Source organism: Marilutibacter maris (assembly GCF_006546735.2).
Taxonomy (GTDB): Bacteria; Pseudomonadota; Gammaproteobacteria; order Xanthomonadales; family Xanthomonadaceae; genus Marilutibacter; species Marilutibacter maris.
This window is the reverse complement of the sequence record NZ_VICD02000029.1, coordinates 1-23,050: the sequence shown is the minus strand read 5'-3', so window position 1 is coordinate 23,050 and position 23,050 is coordinate 1. Positions and strand designations below refer to the sequence as shown.

The following is a 23,050-nucleotide window of genomic DNA, read 5'->3' as shown; positions in this document are numbered from 1 at the left end:
CCTGCGCGGCCGTCGCGGCGCGCTCGGCCGCGCGCGTCTGGCGGTAGCGCCGCAGGTAGCGCGCGACCGCGGCATTGTGCTCGGCGAGCGTGCGCGAGAACGCATGCCGGCCACTGCCGTCGCCAAGGGCGACGAAGTACAGTGCGTCGCCGTCGTCGGGACGGGCCACCGCCCGCAGTGCATCGACACCGGGCATCGCGATCGGCGTCGGCGGCAGGCCGGCCCGGGTGTAGGTGTTGTACGGCGTATCGGTTTCCAGGTCGCGGCGACGGATGTTGCCGTCGTAGGCTGCGCCCAGGCCATAGATCACGGTCGGATCGGTCTGCAGCTTCATCCCGATCTTCAGCCGCCGCTCGAACACCCCGGCGATCCGTGCGCGCTCCTCGGCGATGCCGGTTTCCTTCTCGACGATCGAGGCCAGGGTCAGCATCTGGTCCGGCGTCTCGAGCACGCTGTCGGGATTGCGCGCGGCCCAGGCCTCGTCCAGTGCCCGGCCCATCGCCGCATGGGCGCGCCGCAGCAGGTCCAGATCACTGTCGCCGCGGGTGTAGTGGTAGGTCTCCGGCAGGAACCGCCCTTCCGGGTGCTGGCCGGCCTGGCCCAGCGCGGCCATCAATGCCGCATCGTCGAGCCCGGCGATCTCCTGCTCCAGCGGTTCGGCCCTGGCCAGCGCGGCGCGCAGCTCGCGGATGTTGCGTCCGGGCAGGATCGTGAACGCGTAACGCACGACCCGGCCGTCCCGCATCGCCAACAACACGTCGCGCGGGCTCATGCCCGGGCTCAGCGCGTACTCGCCGACCTGCAGACGGCCGGCCGCACCCAGCTCGCGGGCCAGCACCCGCCACTCGGCCTGATGCCCTTCGCTCACCCCCAGCCCGCGCAGTTTGCGCAGCACCGTCGGCAGCGAATCGCCACGTTCGACAAGCAGCTGCGAATCGGGCCGCAGACTGGACAGCGGGCGATCGGCGAAGCCCTGGTAGCGTTGCCAGGCCCAGAAACCGGCGGCCGCGGCGACCGCGACCAGCAGCAGGACGACCGCACCCAGGCGGCGCAGGACTTTGCGACTCACAGGTTCTCCATCACGAAAGCGGGATGTGCAGCGGCGAGCCGCGCCCTCAGCGCGCCCACCTCCCGGTACTCCGGAGCGGTCAATGTCCATTGCCGTGCCCCGAGTCGGACCACCGGCAGGATACCGCGCACGGCGTTGCACAGGAAAACCGCGTCCGCGGTTTCGACATCGGTCACATCCAGGCGCGTCTCCAGCGCATCGAGCGCACCCAGCAGCCAGCCACGACAGATGCCGGCCACACCGCAGCGATCGACCGCCGGCGTCCGCCACCGCCCCTCGCGCAGCACGAACAGATTGGCGGCGGTGGCGCAGACCGCGTCGCCCTCGGTGCTGCGCATCAGGCCCTCGTGGATCCGCGGATCGTCCCACTCCGCACGCGCCAGCACCTGCTCGAGCCGGTTGCAGTGCTTGAGCCCGGCCAGGCGCGGCTGCAACGCCAGCCGGGTCTCGCACCAGCGCACGGCCAGCCCCTGGGCCGGGGCCCGGGGCGGCAACGGATGCCGCGACAGCATCACGGTCGGCTCGGCCGGCACCGGCGGCGCGTAACCGCGCCCACCGACACCGCGTGTGAGCAGCAGCTTGAGCACGCCGTCGTCGCCGGCGAGCAGTGCCCGCGCCTCGCCAAGGAGCATGGCCGGGTCCGGCAGCGGCAGGTCCAGACGCGCCGCCGCCAGCGTCAGCCGCGCCCAGTGCGCATCCCACCACGGCAGCTCGCCGCGATGCGCACGCATGGTCTCGAACAGGCCGTCGCCGTAGGCCAGGCCGCGATCGGCCGGATCGACCGTCGCGATCCTGCGGTTCCCCTGGAAAATGACCGAAACGCTGGCGTTCATCGTCCCTCATCCGGGCCCGGGCGGCCGATGACGGCCCTTCATGGCGATGTTATATCGACGCCGGGCCTGCCGGCCCGGACCTTCATGCGGCGCGCCTTTCCGCCGGTTCAGCCCAGCGCGCGCAGGGTGCCGCGGGCCTTGGCCCGGCTCTCCTCCAGCTCGCGCTGCGGATCGGAATCGGCGACGATGCCGGCGCCGGTGCGGAACCGCAGCATCGCACCGTCGACCTCGGCACTGCGGATCAGGATATTCAGGTCCAGATCGCCGTCGCGGTTCAGCCAGCCCATCGCACCGGTATAGGCGCCGCGCCCCACGCCCTCGAGCTCGGCGATGATCTGCATGCAGCGGACCTTGGGACAGCCGGTGATCGTGCCGCCGGGAAACACCGCGCGGATCACCTCGCCCGGCGTCGCGTCGTCGCGCAGGCGGCCGCGCACATTGCTGACGATGTGGTGCACGTGGGCATAGCTCTCCACGGTCATCAGCTCGTCGACCTCGACACTGCCCGGCGCGCATACGCGCCCCAGATCGTTGCGCTCCAGGTCGATCAGCATCACGTGCTCGGCGCGTTCCTTCGGGTGGCCGACCAGTTCGCGGATGCGCTCGACATCGTCCTCGCCGGCAGCACGCGGCCGGGTGCCGGCGATCGGCCGGGTCTCGACCACATCGCCGCGCACCGACACCAGCCGCTCCGGCGAGGCGCTGACCACACTGCCCCGGCCAGTCGCGAACACGCCCGCGAACGGTGCGGGGTTGTGTTCGCGCAACCGCTGGAACAGCGCCGCCGGATCGACCGCCGCATCGAAATGCGCATGCCAGGCGCGCGACAGGTTGACCTGGAACACGTCGCCGGCGCGCAGATACTCCAGCACCCGGGCGATACCGTCGAGATAGCGCTGCGGCGGCTCCTCCTCGATCCGGCTCGGAGCGCGCCAGGGCGGCAGCGCGGCCAGTCGCGCGGCCTGGCCGCAGTCGGCGTGGATGCTCTCGAGCAGGTCGTCATGACCGGGCTCGGCGATCGCCACGCATTCGCCGCTGACGTGGTCGCGCAGGACCGCGGCCGGACAGCGCAGCGCCATCGCCATCGGCATCCGTCCCGGCGCCGGCGGCAGCGCCAACACCGGTTCGACCTGGGCGGCCAGCTCGTAGCCCAGCAACAGGGCCCAACCGCCGCGGAACGGCCAGCGCGGCTCGTCGCGCGGGCTGCGTTCGGCCGCCCACACCCGGTCCAGCGCCTGCAGGAAGTCGCGCCCGAAACCTCGGCCCTCGCGGTCGCGGGTGATGCCGTCGGCGTCCAGCCGCAGTCCTTCGCCGCGCCCGACCAGCAACATGTCCCAGCGTCCCTGGGCGGTACCGTGGGCGCTGGATTCCAGCAGCAGTGGATAACGGGCCGGATCGGTCCGGTGCAGCGCCAACAGGTCGAGGTCGGCGGGAAGCTGGCGGGTCAGGAGCATCCGGACATTGTCCGCTATTCCGGACGCTTCCGGCGGCACTGCCCGGTCGCCGCAACGGGCCACGGAAACGACGATCCCCGCCGCGGCGGGGATCGTTGCGGCACATCGATGGTCGGACTCAGGCGCGCTTGAACACCAGGGTGCCGTTGGTGCCGCCGAATCCGAAGCCATTGGAGACGGTCACGTCGACCTTCGCCTCGCGCGCGGTGTTGGGCACGTAGTCGAGGTCGCAGCCCTCGCCCGCCTCGTCGAGGTTGACGGTCGGCGGGATGATGCCGTGGTGCAGCGCCAGCACCGAGAAGATCGCCTCGGCGCCGCCCGCGGCACCGAGCAGGTGGCCGGTCATCGACTTGGTCGAACTGACCATGGCCTTGTAGGCGTGATCGCCGAGCGCGCGCTTGATCGCCAGGGTCTCGGCGAGGTCGCCCAGCGGCGTCGAGGTGCCATGCGCATTGAGGTAGCCGACCTGATCGGCATTGATGCCCGCGTCCTTGAACGCCGCCGCCATGCAGCGCGCCGGGCCCTCGCCGTTCTCGCTCGGCGCGGTCATGTGGAAGGCGTCGGAGCTGGCGCCGAAACCGGCCAACTCGCAGTAGATGCGCGCGCCGCGGGCCTTGGCGTACTCGTACTCCTCCAGCACCAGGATGCCGGCGCCGTCGCCGAGCACGAAGCCGTCGCGCTCCTTGTCCCACGGCCGCGAAGCGCGGGTCGGATCGTCGTTGCGGGTCGACATCGCCTTCATCGAACAGAAGCCGCCGACCGAGGTCGGCGAGGAGCCGCGCTCGGCGCCGCCGGCCACCATCACGTCGGCGTCGCCGTACTGGATCATGCGCATCGCCATGCCGATCGAATGGTTCGACGTGGCGCAGGCCGAGACCGCCGAGAAGTTCGGCCCCTTGATGCCGGTCAGCAGGGAAACCTGGCCCGGCAGCATGTTGATGATCGTGCTGGGCACGTAGAACGGGGATATCTTGCGCGGACCGCCCTCGTGATATTTGACGGTCTGCTCCTCGATGCCGAGGATGCCGCCGATCCCGGAGCCGATCAGCGCGCCGATGCGCTCGGCATTGGAGTCGTCGACCACCAGACCGGCATCCTCCATCGCCATCAGCGAGGCGGCGACGCCGTAATGAATGAAGGAGTCCATCTTCTTCGCGTCCTTGACGCCGACCCAGCGGGTCACGTCAAAGTCGCGCACCTCGCCGGCAATGCGGGTGGTGAAACCCGAGGCGTCGAAGTGACTGATCGGGCCGATGCCCGAGCGGCCGTTGACGATGCCGTCCCAGCTGCTGGCCACATCGTTGCCCAACGGGGACACGAGGCCGAGTCCGGTAACCACTACGCGACGTTTCGACATTGATGACTCCGAATGCGGGGCATTGCCGGGTACGGCCCGGCCAGCCACCGGAAAACTGTTGGAATGGGCCGGCGGAAGCTGCGCCGGGCGCCCGGATGGTCGGCGATCCGCGTTACAGGAAAGCCTTCGGGAAAGCCCGTCCGGCTCCGGCACGGCCGCGGCGTTTGCGCCGGGCGCGGGGGCGCATCGCCTCCCGGAACAACACGGGGCCGCAATGCGGCCCCGGGGTGGCGCGCGGTCGCGCCCGCGTTGTCGCCGGGTCGCAACCGCCCTGGCGGGGCCTGCCCGCCAGGTCTGGATCAGGCCTTGACGTGCGCCTTGACGTAGTCGATGGCCTGCTGCACCGAGGTGATCTTCTCGGCCTCTTCGTCCGGAATCTCGCACTCGAACTCTTCTTCGAGGGCCATCACCAGCTCGACGGTGTCGAGCGAGTCCGCGCCGAGGTCGTCGACGAACGAAGCGTTGTTGGTGACTTCCTCTTCCTTAACGCCGAGTTGTTCGACGACGATCTTCTTGACGCGCTCTTCGATGCTGCTCATGGGTTCTCACTCCTCCCGGACGGGATGTTCGACGGAATAGTCTAATGGAATCGGGGCTCGGGTGCGCCCCCTGGAAAATACTTTGCAATCAGCCGCTTATATGTGAGACCCGGGTCTCAGGGCATGTACATGCCGCCGTTGACATGAAGGGTCTCGCCGGTGATGTAGGCCGCCGACGGGCCGGCCAGGAACGCGACCGCGCGGGCGATGTCGGCCGGCTCGCCGAAACGGCCCAGCGCGATCTGCCCGAGCATCGCGCCCTTCGCGTCTTCCGGCAGGGCGCGGGTCATGTCGGTGTCGATGAAGCCCGGCGCGACCACGTTGACGGTGACCCCGCGCGAACCGATCTCCTTCGCCAGCGACTTGCTGAAGGCGATGATGCCGGCCTTGGCCGCGGCGTAGTTGGCCTGGCCGGCGTTGCCGGTCACCCCGATCACCGAGGCGATATTGATGATGCGGCCGCGGCGCGCCTTCATCATCGAACGCATCACCGCCTTGCTGGTGCGATAGACACTGGACAGGTTGGTGTCGAGGATCGCCTGCCAGTCCTCGTCCTTCATCCGCATCAGCAGATTGTCGCGGGTGATGCCGGCGTTGTTGACCAGGATCGAGACCGGGCCGATCTCCTTGCCGATGCCGTCGATCAGCGCGTCGATCGACGCCGCATCGGCAACGTCGACGACACGGCCGTGGCCGCCGTGCGCGGACAGCCGCGCGGCGATCGCCTGGGCACCGGCCTCGGAGGTCGCGGTGCCGATGACGGTCGCGCCCTGGGCGGCGAGTTCGTCGGCGATCGCGGCGCCGATGCCTCGGCTGGCGCCGGTGACCAGGGCGATCTCGCCGGCAAGGGGTGCGTTGCTCATCTCAATCCTCTCAATGGGGTTCGAACAGACACGAAGGGTTCGGACAGGCACGGATCGCACCGATGATACCGATGGCGTGCGCCATCGCGAATCCGTGCGGAGTGTGTCCTGCGTTGCAGAAGCGCCGTGTCTCGATCAGCGCCAGTCTTCGGTCGCCTTGGCGAAGTCCGCCGGGGCGCCGATCGCACGCGCGTCCAGCGCCTTGTCGATGCGCTTGGCCAGGCCGGCAAGCACCTTGCCCGGACCGCACTCGGCGATCCGGGTCGCCCCGGACGCGGCCAGCGCCTGCACGCAACCGGTCCATCGCACCGGCAGATACAGTTGCCGGACCAGGGCGTCGCGGATCGCGTCGACACCGTCATGAATCCGCGCGTCGACGTTCTGCACCACCGGCAGCGTCGGCACCGACCAGGCGAGTTCGTCCATCGCGACCGCGAGCCGGTCGGCGGCATCGCGCATCAACGGCGTGTGCGAGGGCACGCTGACGGCCAACTTGACCGCCTTGCGCACGCCGCGCTCGGCGAGTCGCACCAGGGCCGAATCGACCGCGGCCGCATGTCCGCCGATCACGACCTGGCCGGGCGAATTGAAATTGGCCGGCACCACCACCGCGGCATCGCTCGACACCGCCGCGCAGACCTCCTCGACCAGCGCGTCCTCGGCACCGAGGACCGCCGCCATTGCACCGGTACCCGCCGGAGCGGCGGCCTGCATCAGTTGTCCGCGCAGCCGCACCAGGCGCGCGGCGTCGACCAGCGACAGCGCATCGGCCGCGACCAGGGCGCTGTACTCGCCCAGGCTGTGGCCGGCCAGGCGTGCCGGACGCGCGCCACCGCGCGCATTCCACAGACGCCACACCGCGACCCCGGCCGCCAACAGGGCCGGCTGGGTGAACTCGGTGCGGTTGAGCTCGTCCTCCGGCCCCTGCTGGCTCAATGCCCACAGGTCGACGCCGGCACCCTCGCTGGCCTCGGCGAAGGTCTCCTCGATGCCCGGGGCATCGGCGGCCAGCTCGGCGAGCATGCCAAGCGACTGCGAACCCTGCCCGGGAAACACGAACGCCAGCGAAGGATCGGAAGCGGCTGCGGTGGTCATGGTTTCGGTCACGCACGAACCCTGTGAAGCGGGGCGTGCATGATACGGGCGAAAGCCCCGTGGCGTCTGTACCCCTGCGTACTGTTGCAGCCCTTGGCGTATGGTCGAAACGGCGATGGTCGGGCGAGATCCTCGTGACCGGACGCGATCCGACCGGACTCGTCGCGTCCGCATGCCGTGCGGCGATCGAAAAAAGTGCCCCGGCGCGCAAGGCACCGGGGCACAGGGACTGCACACCACCCGACCGCAACGGCCGGGCGATCAGTTCATGGACAGGACGATCAGAAGGTCAGGCTCCACTCGTTGATGTAGCCGGTATCGCCGAAACCGCTGTCACGGACGCGTAGCTTCCAGGTCCCGTTCAGGGCTTCGGTCGACAGGTTCAGGGTCGCGCTTCCGATGATGTTGTCGGTCGAACCTCCGGAGCGGTTCGCCAGCAGATAGGTCGAGCCGTCGGGCGCGACCAGGTCGACCCGCAGGTCGCCGCGATAGGTGTGGCGGATATCCACCGCGATGACCGCATCGGTCGGGGCGTTGCCGCTGCGACCGCTGACGCTGATCGGGCTCTCGACCGTGGTGTAGTCGCGGATCTGATAGTCGCCGGTGTTGCTGTAGGTCTGGGGACCCGCCGGCGGATCGACCGGATCGGGATCGGGGTCCGGCACGCTGCCGCCAGCCGCGGCCGCGACCGCCGCCGCGGCATCGATCAGGCCGGGACCGCAACCGCCGGGGCACTTCGCCGCGGAAATCGGGCGGGCGGTATCGGCCAGGATCTGCCGCACCTGGTCGGGTGTCTTCGGCGTGGCGGCCGCGGCCTGCATCAGGGCGACGACGCCGGCCACGTGCGGGCTGGCCATCGAAGTGCCCTGATAGAAGTCGTAGCCGTTGCCCTCCACGGTCGACAACACGCCTTGGCTCTTGTGGCTGCGCGTACACTTGCCCTGCGGCGACTCGCCCAGCGCCAGGAATTCGGAATTCGGCGAACAGGTTTCGCCACCGGGGGCGGTGATGTCGATGCTCGCGCCATAGCTGGAATACCAGGCACGATTGCCGCTGATGTCGCTGGCGGCCACCGAGATCACGTTGGCGCAGCTTGCGGGGGTGGCGCCGGAGACGTCGATGTTGCTGTTGCCGGCCGCGGCGACCACGACGCTGCCGCGGGCGGTCGCGGTGTTCACCGCGTCCTGGTAGGCCGGGGTGTCCGAACATGGACGATCACCGCCCAGGGACAGATTGATGACCTCGGCCGGATTGGCGTTTGCCGGCAATCCGGCGACGTTGCCGCCCGACGCCCAGACGATGCCGTCGGCGATGTCGGCGGTGTCGCCCAGTCCGTCGTTGCCCAGCACGCGCACCGGAACGACCTTCGCCCGATAGGCGACGCCGGCGACGCCGGAACCGTTGTTGGTCACCGCCGCAACCGTGCCGGCGACATGGGTACCGTGCACGATATCGGACGAGTCGGTCGCGTCCGCATCGCGACCGTCGCCATCGCCGGAGCCGCCGCAACCGGCCGATGCGCCGATCATGAGGCACTGGAACGCGCTGTAGCCGTTCACGCTGGTGATCATGTCGTAGCCCGGCAGGATGTTCGCGTCCAGATCCGGGTGCGCAAGGATGCCCGAATCGACCACCGCGACCACCACGCCATCGCCCTGGGACTGGTCCCAGGCGGTCGGCAGACGCGCGCCGACGGCGCTGTTGGCGTAGTGCCACTGCTCGGCGTAACGGGTGTCGTTCGGGGTCGCCAGCGCACGCATCAGATAGTTCGGCTGCACGTACTCGACGTTCGGGTCCTGGGCGATCTGGCGCATCAACGCCTCGGCCTCGACCCGGTCCAGCTTGCGGTTGGCACGCACAAGGTCGGCGCCGGTCGCCAGCTTGCGGCCGTGGGCAAACGCCAGCGCCTGCCCCTTGGCGCTGCGGATCGCGCCCAGGCCACGCCCGTTCTGGTTGAAGGCGCGCATCAACGCGCCGCTGTCGTTGCGCTCGGCCGATCCGTTGCGGTACTTGACGATGAACGAGTCGTACCCGCCCGAGCCGCCCATCGATGAGGTGACGCCCTGCGCCGAAGCGGTCCCGGCGAACAAGGCCATGGCGGTCGCCGCCGCCAGCAGGGTCTTCCTGCCGTTCCCAACACGAAATGCATTCATCTGGCTAAAGCTCCTTGAATTGAATCTGGATGGAATTCGATCTTCTAAGTGCTTCAATATCCGGCCCGGCAACCGCGGAATCTCCGCAGGGGTCGCGGCAACTGCCCCGCGGAAACCCGGACCGCCCTCCTCTTCTGTCTGCTTCTCTCGCCCCCGTCGGCGCCCCCACGGGACGCCTGCTCTTGCCGGAGGCAAGGCACGGCATCGCGGTGTCATGTTCCCGACACGTCTCGGATCGATCCTTGGAATGCGAAACGCCCCCCCTTGGCGTCCGGCAGTGATCGCTGACCGCGTGAATTCAGGACACCTGCCCTGTCGTGCGTCCGACGGTATAGACCGGAGTGATCACGCCGGCATCTTTCCCGGCATCATTTCTGCGTCTTGAATACGTCTCGATCGGATCAAGAAATCGCATTCGCCATGCGATCCACATCGATTGCGTGAACTGACTCACATGAACGATGTCCACGTGCCGGATGTTGACGCGCCTTCACCTGATGGAATCAGGCGGTGCAGGGTTCGCGGATCCACGGCGCGATACGCGCGCGAACGGCCCTCGCCCTGGCGCCGGGATGACGACAGTCGCGCCCCTGGCGCCACGCTCGGACATGCGCCGCGGCGGCGGGGAACGGGGGCCGGTGACCTGCCCCCACTGAGCCGCAGCGACCGAGGAACGGACATGGGCGCCCGGCCCGATATCGCAGGGCCCAAAGAAAACGCCCCGCACAGGCGGGGCGTTCGGATTGCGACGCGCGGACGGGCGCGGCCCGGGTCAGTAGCGCAGCAGCGCCGAACCCCAGGTGAAACCGCCGCCGAAGGCCTCCAGCAACACCAGCTGGCCGCGCTGGACCCGGCCGGAGCGCACCGCCTCGTCCAGCGCCAGCGGCACCGAACCCGAGGAAGTGTTGCCGTGCCTGTCGACGGTCACCACCACCCGCTCCATCGGCATGTCCAGGCGCTTGGCGGTGGCCTCGATGATGCGCAGGTTGGCCTGATGCGGGATCAGCCAATCGATGTCGTGACGGTCCAGGCCGTTGGCCTCCAGCGCCTCCTCGACCACCGAGTCGAGCGCCTTGACCGCATGCTTGAAGACCTCGTTGCCGGTCATCAGCACCTTGACGCCGGCATTGTGCTCGCCGGGCTTGAAGCCCACCGAAACGCCGACCGGGTTCCACAGCAGCTCCTTCTTGCCGCCATCGGCATGCATGTGGGTGCTGAGGATGCCGGTCTCGCTGTCGGCCTTGAGCACGACCGCGCCGGCACCGTCGCCGAACAGCACGCAGGTCGAACGGTCGTCCCAGTCGAGCATGCGGGTCAGGGTCTCGGCACCGACCACCAGTACGGTGCGGGCCGCGCCGGAGCGGATGAACTTGTCGGCGACGGTCAACGCGTAGACGAAGCCCGAGCAGGCGGCATTGACGTCGAAGGCCGGGCAGCCGTTGGCGCCGAGGCGATGCTGCAGCAGGCAGGCGGTCGACGGGAAGATCAGGTCGGGCGTGGTGGTGCCGAGCACGATGAGGTCGAGCTCGGAGGCATCGACGCCGGCCGCCTCCAGCGCGCGGGTCGCGGCATGGAACGCCAGATCGCAGGTGGTCTCGCCCTCGGCGGCAACATGACGCTCGCGGATGCCGGTACGGGCGGCGATCCACTCGTCGCTGGTGTCGACGATCTTGGCCAGATCGTCGTTGGTCAGCACTTTCTCCGGCAGATAGCTGCCCGTGCCCGCAATGCGCGAGAAAATCCTTCCCGCCTGCGCATCCGCGCCCTGCTCCACCTGTTGCCGCTCACTCATCAAGCCACTCCCGGCCGGCATCACGCCCGGCGATTGCAATAGCCGCCAGCCAAGCTGGCAATGGACACGCTGATACTGGAGCCGCCTGGCAACCGGCGGGACCGGATCGCACGCGACGCCCGCGCAATGCGGTATCGGGCGGGACGGCTCCGCATCCGGCTGGAAACGGCGACCGCCTTCGCGGCATCGCGGCCGCAAAGGACGAAGCCGCCGCACCTTGGCCCGGCGCGGCGGCCTGCGAGGAGATTACTCCTCGTCGGCGACCCGGCTCTTGGTGTCGATCACCTTCTTGCCGCGGTAGTAGCCGTCGGCGGTGACGTGGTGACGCAGGTGGGTCTCGCCGGTGGTCGGATCGGTGGCCAGCTGCTTGCTGGTCAGCGAATCGTGCGAACGGCGCATGCCGCGCTTGGACGGGGAAACTTTCGACTTCTGGACAGCCATGGTCTTGCTCCGGAAAAACTAGGTCGTAAGAACTAGGTAGATGTTGACGAGTATGTCGGTTACAGCGGATGTCGTTTACAGCCGGACGTCACTTGGACTTCTTCAACGCCGACAACGCAGCGAACGGGTTGGCGCGCTCGACTTCGCCCTCGGGGGCCGGCCAGTCACGCTCCATCGCTTCCGTGCCGGGCATCGTCGGCACGACCGGGACGGCCAGGATCAATTCATCCTCGACCAGCCCGGCGCCCTGCAACATGCCGTCGGCGGGCATCAGCAGCGGTTCGTAGTCCGGCGGCAGCGCGGCCTCGTCCGCCTCGGAGCGGATCAGGCCGAGCCGCTGCACGATCTTTACCGGCAACAGGAAACGCTGCAGGCTGCGCTGGCAAAGCAGCGGCAGCTCGGCGTCGATACGCAGCTCGACATAAGGCACCTGCAACGCGTCCCTGTCGAAATCCAGCGAATACGAAACCTCGCCTTCGGTATCGACCAGACTGCCGGCCAGACGGGTCAGCGAGGACAGCGGCAGCCGACCCTCGACACCGCGCCGCGCGGACACCATGCGCCAGGCATCCAGCAACTCGGGCACCTGAACTCGTGGCACATCAGCGGACATAAGCCGCTGAATGTTAAGGATGCACCACCCCTGTGTCAAACCCGTTCAGCGGCCGCCTTCAGCCGGCGGCCGGCCGGGTCGGCGATTTGCCCCGCCCCGGCGCTCACGGCAGACTTGGAGGCTCATCCGCGCCCGCAGTCGCCGTGATCCTGACCCTCATCCTGTTTGCCATCGCGGCGGCCGCCGTCGTCGCCCTGATCATGCTGGTCCGGCGCTTGCGCCGGCGCCGTGCGGTCCGCGAGATCCTGGATGCCGCCGATGCGCTCGAAGACCGTCTCAGAACAGCCCGAGACGAGATCGAGGCGGTCGCCGGCGATCAGCCCGAGGACCCGGTCCAGGACGCGCTGCGCGAAATGCTGCGCCAGCGCCTGTGGCTGCGCGATCACGGCAATGCCGCCAGCCTCGACGATCTGCAGGAGGTGCGCAGCGGCATCGACAATGCCCGCGAGCGGATCGAGCGCCAGCTCGACCGGATCGAAGAAGCGCGCGCGCCGCAGACCTGAGCCGGCCGATGACCGCACCGCTGATCCTGGCCTCCACGTCGGTCTACCGCCGCGAGCTGCTGACGCGGCTGCGGCTGCCGTTCGAGACCGTGCGCCCGCGGGTCGACGAGTCGCCGCATGCGAACGAGCCGCCGGATGCGCTGGCCGCCCGACTGGCGGCATCCAAGGCCGAAGCGGTGGCCGCGAGCCGCCCCGACGCCTGGGTGATCGGCTCCGACCAGGTCGCCGAGCTCGACGGCCGGCCGCTGGGCAAACCCGGCCACCGCGACGCCGCGATCGCGCAACTGTCGGCGATGTCGGGCCGATCGGTCCGTTTCCACACCAGCGTCTGCGTGACCCGTGCCGGCCATGCGCCGGCGCTGGCGACCGACCTGACAGAGGTCGTGTTGCGGCCGCTGCAGGACGAGGAGATCGCGCGCTACGTCGATGCCGAACAGCCCTACGACTGCGCCGGCAGTTTCAAGTGCGAGGGACTGGGCATCTGCCTGTTCGAGGCGATCCGCACACACGACCCAACCGCCCTGGTCGGCCTGCCGCTGATCCGGACCGCGCGCCTGCTGCGCGCGGCCGGTTACCGCCTGCCCTGACGGCGCGACGCCTCAGGGCGCCACCATCACCGGCTGCTCCGACCAGTCCTCGACACTGCCGTCGCGACCGCGCAGGCGCAGGCCGATCCAGTGGCGTCCGGGCGTCAGGGTGCCGGTGTCGAGCTCGCCCCTGAATCCGACCCGCGGATGCTGCGGGTCGTTGGATATCCGCCAATAGGCCGCGACCCCGGGGTCGTCCAGGCCGTACTCCAGCTCGCCGACCGGATGCCCGTCCACCATCAGTTCGACCGCGGCCAGGCCGACGCCCTCCTTGAAGGCCCAGCCGGTCACCTCGACCGTGCCGTCGATGCGCTGGCCGGTTTCCGGCGTCGTCATCCATGCCATTGCCGGCGCGACGCAGGTTGCCGAAGCCGGCTCGCGGCGGCTCGAAGCCTCGCCGTCGCCGGCCGCCTGCGCAGCGGTCGCCCCCGGCATGCGGAACAGCAGGAAGCGTTGCCGGCCATGATCGACGTTCAGCACCCGCGGCGGCGGCAGCGGGCCGACCATCGCGCACAGGGCGTGGTAGCGCTCCAGCAGTTCGCGATATCGGACCTCGCTGGCGGCGACCACCAGCAGGGCCGGTCGCCCGTCCCAGTCCTCGCGTCCGGCGCTGGCCAGGCCCCACAGGCGAAGCTGCGGTGCGCGGCCATGGAAGTGGTTGAGCGGGTGGTCGAGCACCGGGATCTCGGCATCGCCCAACGCGAACCCCAGCTCGGCGCCGACCTTGAAATTGTCCGCCACCAGCAGGGTGTCGGCCGGCATCGCCGCGCGCTCCTCGCGCACCGCGGCCGCCAGCGCGTCCCAGCCGGCGAAGTTGGACGGGTACCACTTCTCGGCCGCGGCCCGCGCACGCACGTCGGGCACCGACACCGCGACGTAGTAGCCCAGCACCGCGACCAGGCCGATGCCGGCGGTGCTCCACAACGCGATGCGACCCGGCCTGGGCCAGCGCAGGATCACCGCCGGCAGCAGCGGCAACAACGCCAGATATCCCGGCAACGGCCAATGGAAGCTGACCCGCTCGGTATCGGCGAAGAAACCCAGCACGAAGAAGCCGGCCACCACCAGCACCCCGAGCCAGGCGAAGTAGCGCGACTGCGTGCGCTCGGCCGACAACGCGCGCTTGCCGGCGATCGCCATGGCGGCGAACAGCAGCGGCGTCACCAGCAGCGCCTGGATCGCCAGGAACAGGATGCCGTCGACATGGAATGCCCATGGATGACGATCGACCAGTTGGAACCTCAGGCCGGCGTCGGCGTTGTCGAAGTTCCAGGCCACCAGCGGCATCCACGCCGCCGCGCCGAATGCGATCGCGGTCCACACCCGCACATCGCGCAGCACCCGCCGCCCGTCCGGCAGCAACAGCAGGGCCACGAACCCGACCCCGATCACGGCGATGAAGCGATAGTGGCTCAGGGCGCCGATCGCCAATCCGCCCGCGAGCTCCAGCACGGTGGCGGCATCGACCCGGCGCAACAGCTGCGCGCCTGCGTCCACGCACAGCAGGGTCGCGACCGCCATCGCCGCGTCCGGCAATGCCAGCAGTCCCAACGACCCCGACAACGGCAGCAACAACGCCAGGCTGCCGGCGAGCCAGCCCTCGCGCGCGCCGAACTCACGCGCGGCGATCCTGACCGCCAGCCAGGGCACGCAGGCCGACAGCAACAGGAACGGCAGTCGCAGTGCCAGCGTGCTGTCGCCGGCCACCGCGACGCCGAGCCGGGTCAGCCAGGCGGTCAGTCCGGGCAGGTCCGAATAGGCCGGGGCCAGGTGCTGGCCTTCCTGCCAGTAGAACGCCTCGTCGACGAACAGCGGCAGCCGCATGGCGACCAGCAGCTTGAGCAGCATCACCGCGAAGAACAGTGCCAGGAATGCGAAACGCGTCCGCTCGACGCCGCGCGCGTCCAATTCGCGCATGCCCGGATCACGCATGCCACTCGACCTCGCTACACTCTGAAGGATTGGGGTCCGAGCAGCGACGCTGGGCCCGGTTCGAAATCGCAGAGGAGAAGCGAATGGCCTCGACCCCCGCAAGGGCCGTCATGCTAACCGATGACCTGCGCACGTCACTTGACCGTGCGATAACCCAGGTCAACACCCTGGTGCTGGGCAAACCGCTCGAAGTCCGTCTCGCCTTCGTCGCCCTGCTCTCCGACGGCCACCTGCTGATCGAGGATCTGCCCGGACTCGGCAAGACCACCCTCGCCCACGCGCTCGCCGCGACCCTCGGGCTGGAGTTCCAGCGCGTGCAGTTCACCTCCGACCTGCTGCCGGCCGACGTGGTCGGCGTGTCGGTGTTCGACGCCCAGGCGCGGCAGTTCGAGTTCCACCCGGGCCCGGTGTTCACCCAGGTGCTGCTCGCCGACGAAATCAACCGCGCGCCGCCGCGGACGCAGAGCGCCCTGCTCGAGGCCATGGCCGAGCATCAGGTCACCGTCGACGGCACCACCCACAGGTTGCAGGAACCGTTCTTCGTCATCGCCACCCAGAACCCGGTCGACCTGTCGGGCACCTACCCGCTGCCCGACTCGCAGCTGGACCGCTTCCTGCTGCGCCTGAGCCTGGGCTACCCGGACGACCAGACCGAGCGCGACCTGCTCGCCGGCGCCGACCGCCGTGTGTTGATCGCGCGGACCCAGCCGCTGCTGGGCGGCGAAGAGGTGCTGGCGGCACGCGAGGCGGCGGCCTCGGTGCATGCCAGCGAAGCGCTGATCCAGTACGTGCAGGCCCTGCTCGCGCAGAGCCGCAAGCACCCGGGCGTGCGGGTCGGCCTGTCGCCGCGGGCGGGACTGGCACTGCTGCGCGCCGCCCGCGCCCACGCCCTGTTGCTGGGTCGCCAGCATGTGCTGCCGGAAGACGTGCAGAACCTGTTCATCCCGGTCGCGGCGCACCGCCTGGTGGCCGACGCCGACGCCGGCAGCGACGCCACGCTGGCCAAGTCGATCCTGCACGCGGTACCGGTGGACTGATGCCGATGGCTGCGCCGACCGGCGCGCCCGCGACCGGCACGCCCGCCTCCCTGCCCGACCGTATCCGCATCCGCGCCAACCGCTGGCGGCTACGGGCGCTGCGGTGGACGCGCCCGCGCGATCCGGAGCCGCTGCCGGCGATGTTCGATCGCCGCCGCATCTATGTCCTGCCGACCCGTTTCGGGTTGTTCTTCGCGACCCTGCTCGCGGTCATGGGCATGGGCGCGTTGAACTACAACAACAACCCCGCCCTGCTGCTGTCGCTGCTGCTGGGCGGCGTCGCGCTGGCCAGCCTGATCGCCGCGCAACTGCAGCTCAGCGGGCTGGAGATCATCGCGGTCGACGCCGAATCGGTTCCGGCCGGCACCCCGCTGCGCCTGCGCGTGCATGCGCGCGCCAGGCCCGGTCGGGTCCGGCGCGGCCTGCAGGTGGACTGGGAGCTGCCGCAGGGCCCCGCCGCGCCCGGCGAGGTGCTGAACCTGACCGCCCAGCGCGGCGAGGCCGATATCGAACTGCCGACCCGTCGTCGCGGTTGGCTGGACGTGCCGCGCCTGCGCATCTCGACCACCCGGCCGCTGGGGCTGGCGCGAGCCTGGGCCTACGTATGGCCGGTCGCCCCGCTGCTGGTCTACCCGGCCCCGGAGAGCAGCGGCCCGGCCCTGCCCGACGGCCGTGGCGAGGCGACCCGCTCGCGCATGAAGGCCAGCGGCGAGGACGTCCATCAACTGCGCGACTATCGGACCGGCGACGCCCGCCGGGCGATCGCCTGGAAGGCATCCGCCCGGCGCGGACGGCTGATCGTGCGCGAATACGAACAGCCGCTGGGTGCCGAGGTCGTGCTGGACTGGCCCAGCACTTCCGGGCTGGGCTACGAACAGCGGATCGCGCGACTGGCGCGCTGGGTCGACCTGGCCGAGCGGGAAGGCCGCCGCTACCGCCTGGTGGTGCCGGGCCAGGCCGCGCTCGGCCCCGACCACGGCGTGCAGCACCGGCACGCCTGTCTGCGCACCCTGGCGTTGATGCCGCATGGCTAGCGCGCACGCCATCGCCGCCGCGCCCGGCCGCCATCGCGAGCGCGGCAGGATCGACGATGCCTCCCGCGTCGCGGTACTGGCCACCGCGGCGCTGTGCCTGCTGCCGCTGTTGCTGCAGATGCCCGCCGGCCTCGCCGTCCTGGTCGCGGTCACCGCGATCGTCATGGCCGCGGTGTCGTGGCGGCGCCCGATGCCGGGGCCGTTGCGACTGCTGCTGGTGCTGGCGCTGATCGGCACGGTGATGACGATGACGAGCTTCAGCTTCGGCCGCGACACCGGCTGCGCGTTGCTGGCAGCGATGATCGCGGCCAAGCCATCGGAAACCTACACCCTGCGCGACGCCCGCAGCCTGCTGGGATTCGCGCTGTTCGCGCCCTTCGCGACCTTCCTGCTCGACCAGGGCCCGCTGAGCCTGCTGCTCGCCATGGGCGCCTCGCTGGCGGTGCTGGTGACCCTGCAACGGCTGGCCGACGTCGAAGCCGGCGATCCCGGCGGAGCGCCGCTGTCCTGGCGGCGGCTGGTCGCGGTCGGGCGCCTGTGCGCGATCGGCCTGCCATTGGCGCTGGCGGCGTTCTGGCTGTTCCCGCGCCTGGGCAGCCCGTTGTGGGGCATTCCCGACCGGGTGCTGGCGCGTCCGGGGCTGTCGGACAGCATGCGTCCGGGCGAATGGGTCGACCTGATGGCCGACGACACTCCGACGCTGCGGGTGAAGTTCTTCGGCGCCACCCCACCGACCTCGCAGATGTACTGGCGTGGACCGGTGCTGTGGGACTTCGACGGCCGCGAATGGACCCAGCCGCGCTGGCTGCGCGGCCTGCCGCCGGCGACGGTGGAACCAGCCACGCGCGGCTGGGACTACGAGATCGAGGTCGAGCCGACCGACAACCGTCTGCTGGTGTCGCTCGACCTGCTGCGCGCGGCGCCCGACGGCAGCCGGCTGGCGGTCGACCACAGCCTGTTCTCGCCACGCTCGCTGACCTCGCTGACCCGTTGGCGGATGCAGTCGGCGCCCCCTGCCCGCTACGACGCCGACCTCGGAGCCGTGCTGCGCGGGCGCGCCCTGGCCCTGCCGGAAGGCTTCAACCCGCGCACCCGCGCCCTGGCCGAACAATGGCGCCGGGACGCCGGCGCCGACGACGCCGCGATCGTCCGCCGCGCCCTGGACTGGATCCAGCGCGAGTTCGCCTACACCCTGACCACGCCGCTGCTGGGCCGGCACTCGACCGACGAGTTCCTGTTCGACTACAAGGCCGGGTTCTGCGAGCACTTCAGCGGTTCGTTCGTGGTGCTGATGCGCTCGGCCGGCATTCCCGCCCGCGTGGTCACCGGCTATACCGGTGGCTACTACAACCGGATCGGCGACTACTGGCTGGTCCGGCGCTCCGATGCCCATGCCTGGGCCGAGGTCTGGCTGCAGGGCCGCGGCTGGGTCCGGGTCGACCCGACCGCCGCGGTCGCGCCCGAACGCATCTACGACACCCTCGCCGACCGCGCGCCCGGCGCCGGTGGCCTGCTCGGCGGCCTCGCCAACGTGACGCCCGCGCTGGAACTGGGCGACTGGCTGCGCCGCGGCTGGAACGACTTCGTGCTCGGCTTCGACGCCGACCGCCAGCGTCGCCTGCTCAAGCCGATGGGCATCGAGCGCCTGGAGCCGCGGCAGATGATCCTGCTGTTCGCGCTGGCGGCCTCGATCGCGGTGCTGTGGATGGCCTGGCTGAGCCACCGCGGCGAACGCGAGCGCGATCCGCTGCTGCGTGCCTGGCACCGGCTCGATCGACGCTACACGCGGCTGGGTCTGGGCCGCGTCGCCTCCGAGACCGTCGGCGACTGGAACCGGCGCGTCGCCGCCGCACGACCGGATCTGGCACCGGAGCTGAACGAACTCAGCCAACGTTTCGTCGAATGGCGCTACGCTGGCACTCAGGCCGGGCCGGGTGGGCCGCAACGCCTGAGGGACCTGATCCGGGCCTTGCGCCGCCATCGCCCACGCCCCCAACGTATTCCGGGAGAACACCGATGAAGCTTCGTCCAAGACTGTCCATCGCCGTCCTGGCCGCCGCGCTGGTCGCCGGTTGCGCTACCCAGCCACAGCCGCTGCAGGGCGACTACAATCCGATCACGCCGCGCATGGCGGTCGACAGCGAAATGAGCGGCGCCACCGTGCGCTGGGGCGGCCGGGTGATCCAGGTCGAGCCCAAGGAGAACCGCACCTGCTTCGAGGTGCTGTCGACCCGGCTCAATGCCAACGCGCGCCCGTACTGGGCCTCGGACGACACCGGCGGCCGCTTCATCGCGTGCCGCAACGGCTTCTACGACCCGGCGGTGTTCGAGGCCGGTCGCGAGGTCACCTTCACCGGCCGCATCGCCGGCTACGAGGACCGCCAGATCGGCGGCTACAGCTATCGCTTCCCGATGGTCGAAGCCGACGTCGTCTACCTGTGGCCGGTCCGCGAACAGGTCGACGTGATCACCCACCCGGCGCCCTGGCCGTGGTGGGGCTGGTGGTGACGCGCTTCAGCAGACGCCGCCACGGCTGCCCATGACCTAGGAACGGCGTGAGCGACGATCCCCGGGCTGCGCCCGGGAATCCCCAGGATCTGCTGCGCAAACCTTGGGCCCCACCGTTGCCCTTCCACCCCCCATTCGCATCTACGATGCGAATCGCCCCCTCACTCAGGGGGATGGGTCATGGGGCAGGCAAACGCTCTTCGTAGGAGCGGCGTAAGCCGCGATGGGGCTTTCATGGAAGAACCCGGTCGCAGCTCACGCAGCTCCTACGGAAGCGGTGGCCTTCTCACGTCGCTCCTACGCCGGTTGCGCTTGCGCGACGCGTTCCCCGTGATACCCCGACAACCCCCTCCACTTTCCGAAACCGCGCATGGACCTGGCGCTGTTCGATTTCGATAACACCATCACCGATCGCGACAGCCTGTCGGCCTTCATCAAGGCGCATCTGCTGCGGCGACGGCTGCGCTGGGGCGGGCTGCTGCTGGTGCCGCTGGCATTGGGCTACTACCGTCTGAAGATCGTGCCGGCGCACGTGATGCGGGCTGCGGTGATGCGGATCGGCCTGACCGGACTGGCGCGCCAGCCCCTGGTCGAAGCGGGCCGACGCTACGCCCGCGACACCCTGCCCGGCTTCGTGCGTCCGCACGCGCTGGAGCGCATCCGCTGGCACCAGGCCCGCGGCGATACCGTGGTGGTCGTATCCGCGTCGATCGATCTGTACCTGCGGCCCTGGTGCCGACAACAGGGCGTGGCGCTGATCTGCTCGCAGCTCGGCCATCGCCGCGGGCGCTTCACCGGCCGCTACCGGGGCCGCGACTGCTGCGGCGAACACAAGGCGCGACAGATACTCAAGCGCTACCGGCTACGGGACTACGCTGCCGTGCATGCCTACGGCGACAGCGCCGAGGACCACGCGATGCTGGCCCTGGCCGAGCATCGCAGTTACCGCTGGCAGCCGGTGCGCGACGACGTGCCGCGCGAAGGCTGAGCGCCCGGCCTAGGGTGTGCCGAAGCGCCCCAGCGGCGCACCGGCCAACAGGTGCAGATGGACCTGGAACACGGTCTGTCCACCGTCGCCGTTGCAGTTCATCACGATCCGGTAGCCGTTCTCGTCGAAGCCCTGGGCCTTGGCGTAATCGGCGGCGGCGACGGCGAGCCGGCCGATCACCTGGGCCTGGTCCGGCTGCACGTCGTTGAGCGTGGCGATGTCGGTCTTGGGCACGAACAGCACGTGCACCGGCGCCTGCGGGGCGATGTCGCGGAACGCGATCAGGTGCGCGTCCTCGTAGACGACATCGGCCGGGATCTCGCGGCGGATGATCTTGTGGAAGATGGTGTCGGTCATGAGATTGGGGACTTGGGAGCTGGGAACCCGAGGGCTTTCGTAGGAGCGGCGCAAACCGCGATGGCCGTCCCGCGAAAATCCGATCGCGGCTTACGCCGCTGGTACAGACGGAGCCGCGATGTGTCGCAGGCGGACGATTGAGGAAACGATTGAGGATCAGCATAGCCCCGGCGCCGCGGACGTGGCGAGCCGTTCCTCCGTCGCGGCGACGGCTCCCCGCGCAGGCCCCGCTTTCCCGGGGCCCGAACCGTACGCCTAGTCGCGGATCTCGGCGCGGCTGCCGAACGCATGCGACAAGGTGCCGCGATCGACATACTCCAGTTCGCCGCCCAGCGGCAGGCCGTGGGCCAGACGACTGGGCTTGACCCCGTGTCCGCGCGCCAGCTGCGACAGATAGTGCGCGGTCGCCTCGCCCTCGACGGTCGGATTGGTCGCGATGATCAGCTCCTGCACCTCGCCCTCGGCCAGGCGCGCGCCGAGGATGTCCAGGCCCAGTTCGCGCGGACCGATCCCGTCCAGCGGCGACAACCGCCCCTGCAGCACGAAGTACAGACCGCGGTAGCCGGTCGCCTGCTCGATCGCCAGGCGGTCGGCCGGCGACTCGACCGCGCACAGCAGGTGCGCGTCGCGCGAGGCACTGGCGCAGGTCGCACAGACCTCGGTCTCGCTGAAGTCGCGACAGCGCACGCAGTGGCCGACCTTCTCGACCGCTTCGGCCAGCGCCTGCGACAGCCGCAGGCCGCCTTCGCGCTCGCGTTCGAGCACGTGATAGGCCATGCGCTGGGCCGACTTCTGGCCCACCCCGGGCAGGACCCGGAACGCGTCGATCAGTTGTTCGAGCAGGGAACTCATTGCCGAAATGCTCCCGTCGCGCACGAGCAGGCGCGCGCGCGCCGCGCCAACGGCGTGGTGCGGTCGCAGATGAGAGCCGCGCCTGTCATCGGCGACGGGACCGGAGACCGGGCCGCCGGAATCAGAACATCCCCGGCATCTTCATGCCCGGCGGCAGCGGCATGCCGGCGGTGGCCGCCCCCATCTTCGACTGCGACTCGGTGTTGGCCTTGTTGACCGCATCGTTGATCGCCGCGGCGATCAGGTCCTCGGCCATCTCCGGATCCGACAGCACGCTGGGATCGATGCGCACCTTGCGGCACTCCATCCGGCCGGTCAGGGTCACGCTGACCATGCCGCCGCCGGCATTGCCGGTGACCTCGATCTTGGCCAGTTCTTCCTGCGCCTTCTGCAGGTTCTCCTGCATCTTCTGCGCCTGTTGCATGAGTTGGGCGATATTTCCGCGCATGTGCTTGCTCGCTTGTATGAAGGTGGGAGATGCCGCGACCGCCGCACTGGACGGTCACGGCCGGGGTAACACGACGATTCAGGCCTCGTCGAAGGGCCGGATCGAGTCGGGCACGACCCGCGCGCCGTGCTGGCTGATCAGCCGCTGCACCTCGGGGTCGTTCATGAAGGTTTCCTCGGCCGCGGCCTGGCGCTCGTCGCGCGCGCGCGCCTTGCGCGCGTGCAGCGAGTCGTCGAGCCGCTGCGCGGCCTCGAACCGGATCTGCAAACCCTCGCCCAGGGCCGGCGCCAGCGCCGCCGCCAGGCGCTCGACGGTCATCGGAATCTGCAGATGCTCGTCCTGTTCGGACAGCGCCAGCCGCAGCACGCCGTCGGCATGACCGACGAAGACCGCATGCTCGGCCAACAACCGCGGCGGCCCCTTCAGCGTCTGCAGGCCATCGACCAGGACGTGCCAGTCGTCGGCATCCTCGAGGCGGCTGGAGGTCGCCGGGGCCGTGGCCCGCTCTTCCATGACCCGCTCTTCATCGGCCGGCTCGCGGAGCGGGTTCGCGGCAGCTGCCGCCGGCGCGGGAGCCGGGTCGGCGGGCGGCCTG

At 69.9% G+C, this 23,050-nt stretch carries 23 protein-coding genes; 7 read left to right on the top strand and 16 right to left on the bottom strand.

All coding sequences use genetic code 11. The features are described 5' to 3' along the window. The 11 genes from mltG to FKV24_RS02670 form a co-directional block, all read right to left on the bottom strand. A partial coding sequence (gene mltG / locus FKV24_RS02720; RefSeq protein ID WP_249040881.1) for an endolytic transglycosylase MltG occupies positions 1-1,069 on the bottom strand: 1,069 nt, incomplete at its 3' end. Then, on the bottom strand, positions 1,066-1,902 hold the full coding sequence (gene pabC / locus FKV24_RS02715; RefSeq protein ID WP_141481108.1) for an aminodeoxychorismate lyase: 837 nt from the start codon (positions 1,900-1,902) through the stop codon (positions 1,066-1,068). The genes pabC and mltG, both read right to left, overlap by 4 nt. Before the next feature lie 107 nt (positions 1,903-2,009). Beyond that, positions 2,010-3,356 carry an aminodeoxychorismate synthase component I gene (locus tag FKV24_RS02710; RefSeq protein ID WP_141481107.1) on the bottom strand — a complete coding sequence of 449 codons (1,347 nt, stop codon included), beginning with the start codon at positions 3,354-3,356 and terminating at the stop codon, positions 2,010-2,012. 118 nt (positions 3,357-3,474) lie between these two features. After that, positions 3,475-4,713 (bottom strand): beta-ketoacyl-ACP synthase II, encoded by a 1,239-nt coding sequence (fabF, locus tag FKV24_RS02705; RefSeq protein ID WP_141481106.1) that lies wholly within the window; start codon positions 4,711-4,713, stop codon positions 3,475-3,477. 299 nt (positions 4,714-5,012) lie between these two features. Continuing rightward, entirely contained in the window at positions 5,013-5,252 is a 240-nt protein-coding gene (gene acpP, locus FKV24_RS02700; protein ID WP_036135371.1) for an acyl carrier protein, read from the bottom strand. 116 nt (positions 5,253-5,368) lie between these two features. After that, entirely contained in the window at positions 5,369-6,115 is a 747-nt protein-coding gene (fabG, locus tag FKV24_RS02695) for a 3-oxoacyl-ACP reductase FabG (RefSeq protein WP_111266094.1), read from the bottom strand. Positions 6,116-6,250: 135 nt separating this feature from the next. Continuing rightward, positions 6,251-7,210: an ACP S-malonyltransferase gene (fabD, locus tag FKV24_RS02690; protein WP_141481111.1), complete on the bottom strand. Its 960-nt coding sequence runs from the start codon at positions 7,208-7,210 to the stop codon at positions 6,251-6,253. A gap of 281 nt (positions 7,211-7,491) precedes the next feature. Continuing rightward, positions 7,492-9,363: a S8 family serine peptidase gene (locus FKV24_RS02685; protein WP_211371760.1), complete on the bottom strand. Its 1,872-nt coding sequence runs from the start codon at positions 9,361-9,363 to the stop codon at positions 7,492-7,494. A gap of 772 nt (positions 9,364-10,135) precedes the next feature. Then, complete coding sequence (locus FKV24_RS02680; RefSeq protein WP_111266093.1) at positions 10,136-11,155, bottom strand: beta-ketoacyl-ACP synthase III; 1,020 nt, start codon at positions 11,153-11,155, stop codon at positions 10,136-10,138. 246 nt (positions 11,156-11,401) lie between these two features. Beyond that, a complete protein-coding gene (gene rpmF / locus FKV24_RS02675; RefSeq protein WP_111266092.1) occupies positions 11,402-11,596 on the bottom strand; it encodes a 50S ribosomal protein L32 in 195 nt (64 codons plus the stop codon). A gap of 88 nt (positions 11,597-11,684) precedes the next feature. Beyond that, on the bottom strand, positions 11,685-12,209 hold the full coding sequence (locus FKV24_RS02670; RefSeq protein ID WP_111266091.1) for a YceD family protein: 525 nt from the start codon (positions 12,207-12,209) through the stop codon (positions 11,685-11,687). 32 nt (positions 12,210-12,241) lie between these two features. Between FKV24_RS02670 and FKV24_RS02665 the strand changes: the two genes are divergently transcribed. Further along, entirely contained in the window at positions 12,242-12,712 is a 471-nt protein-coding gene (locus FKV24_RS02665; RefSeq protein WP_141481105.1) for a hypothetical protein, read from the top strand. 8 nt (positions 12,713-12,720) lie between these two features. Next, the gene (locus tag FKV24_RS02660; protein ID WP_141481104.1) at positions 12,721-13,299 is read left to right on the top strand and encodes a Maf family protein; all 579 of its coding nucleotides are present in this window, start codon (positions 12,721-12,723) and stop codon (positions 13,297-13,299) included. 12 nt (positions 13,300-13,311) lie between these two features. Here FKV24_RS02660 and FKV24_RS02655 read toward each other — a convergent pair whose 3' ends face one another. Next, a complete protein-coding gene (locus FKV24_RS02655) occupies positions 13,312-15,216 on the bottom strand; it encodes an ArnT family glycosyltransferase (RefSeq protein WP_141481103.1) in 1,905 nt (634 codons plus the stop codon). A 98-nt stretch (positions 15,217-15,314) separates the two neighbouring features. Here FKV24_RS02655 and FKV24_RS02650 point away from each other — a divergent pair, with 98 nt between their 5' ends. From FKV24_RS02650 to FKV24_RS02630, 5 genes are all read left to right on the top strand, one after another. Beyond that, complete coding sequence (locus tag FKV24_RS02650; protein ID WP_170288185.1) at positions 15,315-16,268, top strand: AAA family ATPase; 954 nt, start codon at positions 15,315-15,317, stop codon at positions 16,266-16,268. Between the two features lie 140 nt (positions 16,269-16,408). After that, a complete protein-coding gene (locus FKV24_RS02645; protein ID WP_249040883.1) occupies positions 16,409-17,302 on the top strand; it encodes a DUF58 domain-containing protein in 894 nt (297 codons plus the stop codon). After that, a complete protein-coding gene (locus tag FKV24_RS02640; protein WP_141481101.1) occupies positions 17,295-19,322 on the top strand; it encodes a transglutaminase TgpA family protein in 2,028 nt (675 codons plus the stop codon). The genes FKV24_RS02645 and FKV24_RS02640 overlap by 8 nt, the downstream gene beginning before the upstream one ends. Then, the gene (locus FKV24_RS02635) at positions 19,319-19,810 is read left to right on the top strand and encodes a Slp family lipoprotein (protein ID WP_141481100.1); all 492 of its coding nucleotides are present in this window, start codon (positions 19,319-19,321) and stop codon (positions 19,808-19,810) included. Before FKV24_RS02640 ends, FKV24_RS02635 begins: the two co-directional genes overlap by 4 nt. Before the next feature lie 370 nt (positions 19,811-20,180). Beyond that, positions 20,181-20,798 (top strand): HAD family hydrolase, encoded by a 618-nt coding sequence (locus FKV24_RS02630; protein ID WP_141481099.1) that lies wholly within the window; start codon positions 20,181-20,183, stop codon positions 20,796-20,798. Positions 20,799-20,807: 9 nt separating this feature from the next. On the opposite strand, the gene FKV24_RS02625 is transcribed toward FKV24_RS02630, so the two are convergent. The 4 genes from FKV24_RS02625 to FKV24_RS02610 all read right to left on the bottom strand — a co-directional run. Beyond that, positions 20,808-21,155 (bottom strand): histidine triad nucleotide-binding protein, encoded by a 348-nt coding sequence (locus FKV24_RS02625; RefSeq protein ID WP_111266084.1) that lies wholly within the window; start codon positions 21,153-21,155, stop codon positions 20,808-20,810. Between the two features lie 255 nt (positions 21,156-21,410). After that, complete coding sequence (gene recR / locus FKV24_RS02620) at positions 21,411-22,007, bottom strand: recombination mediator RecR (protein WP_111266083.1); 597 nt, start codon at positions 22,005-22,007, stop codon at positions 21,411-21,413. A gap of 121 nt (positions 22,008-22,128) precedes the next feature. Then, complete coding sequence (locus FKV24_RS02615) at positions 22,129-22,455, bottom strand: YbaB/EbfC family nucleoid-associated protein (protein WP_111266082.1); 327 nt, start codon at positions 22,453-22,455, stop codon at positions 22,129-22,131. A gap of 78 nt (positions 22,456-22,533) precedes the next feature. Beyond that, positions 22,534-23,050 (bottom strand): DNA polymerase III subunit gamma/tau C-terminal domain-containing protein (locus FKV24_RS02610; protein WP_211371759.1); only part of this gene is annotated, 517 nt, incomplete at its 5' end.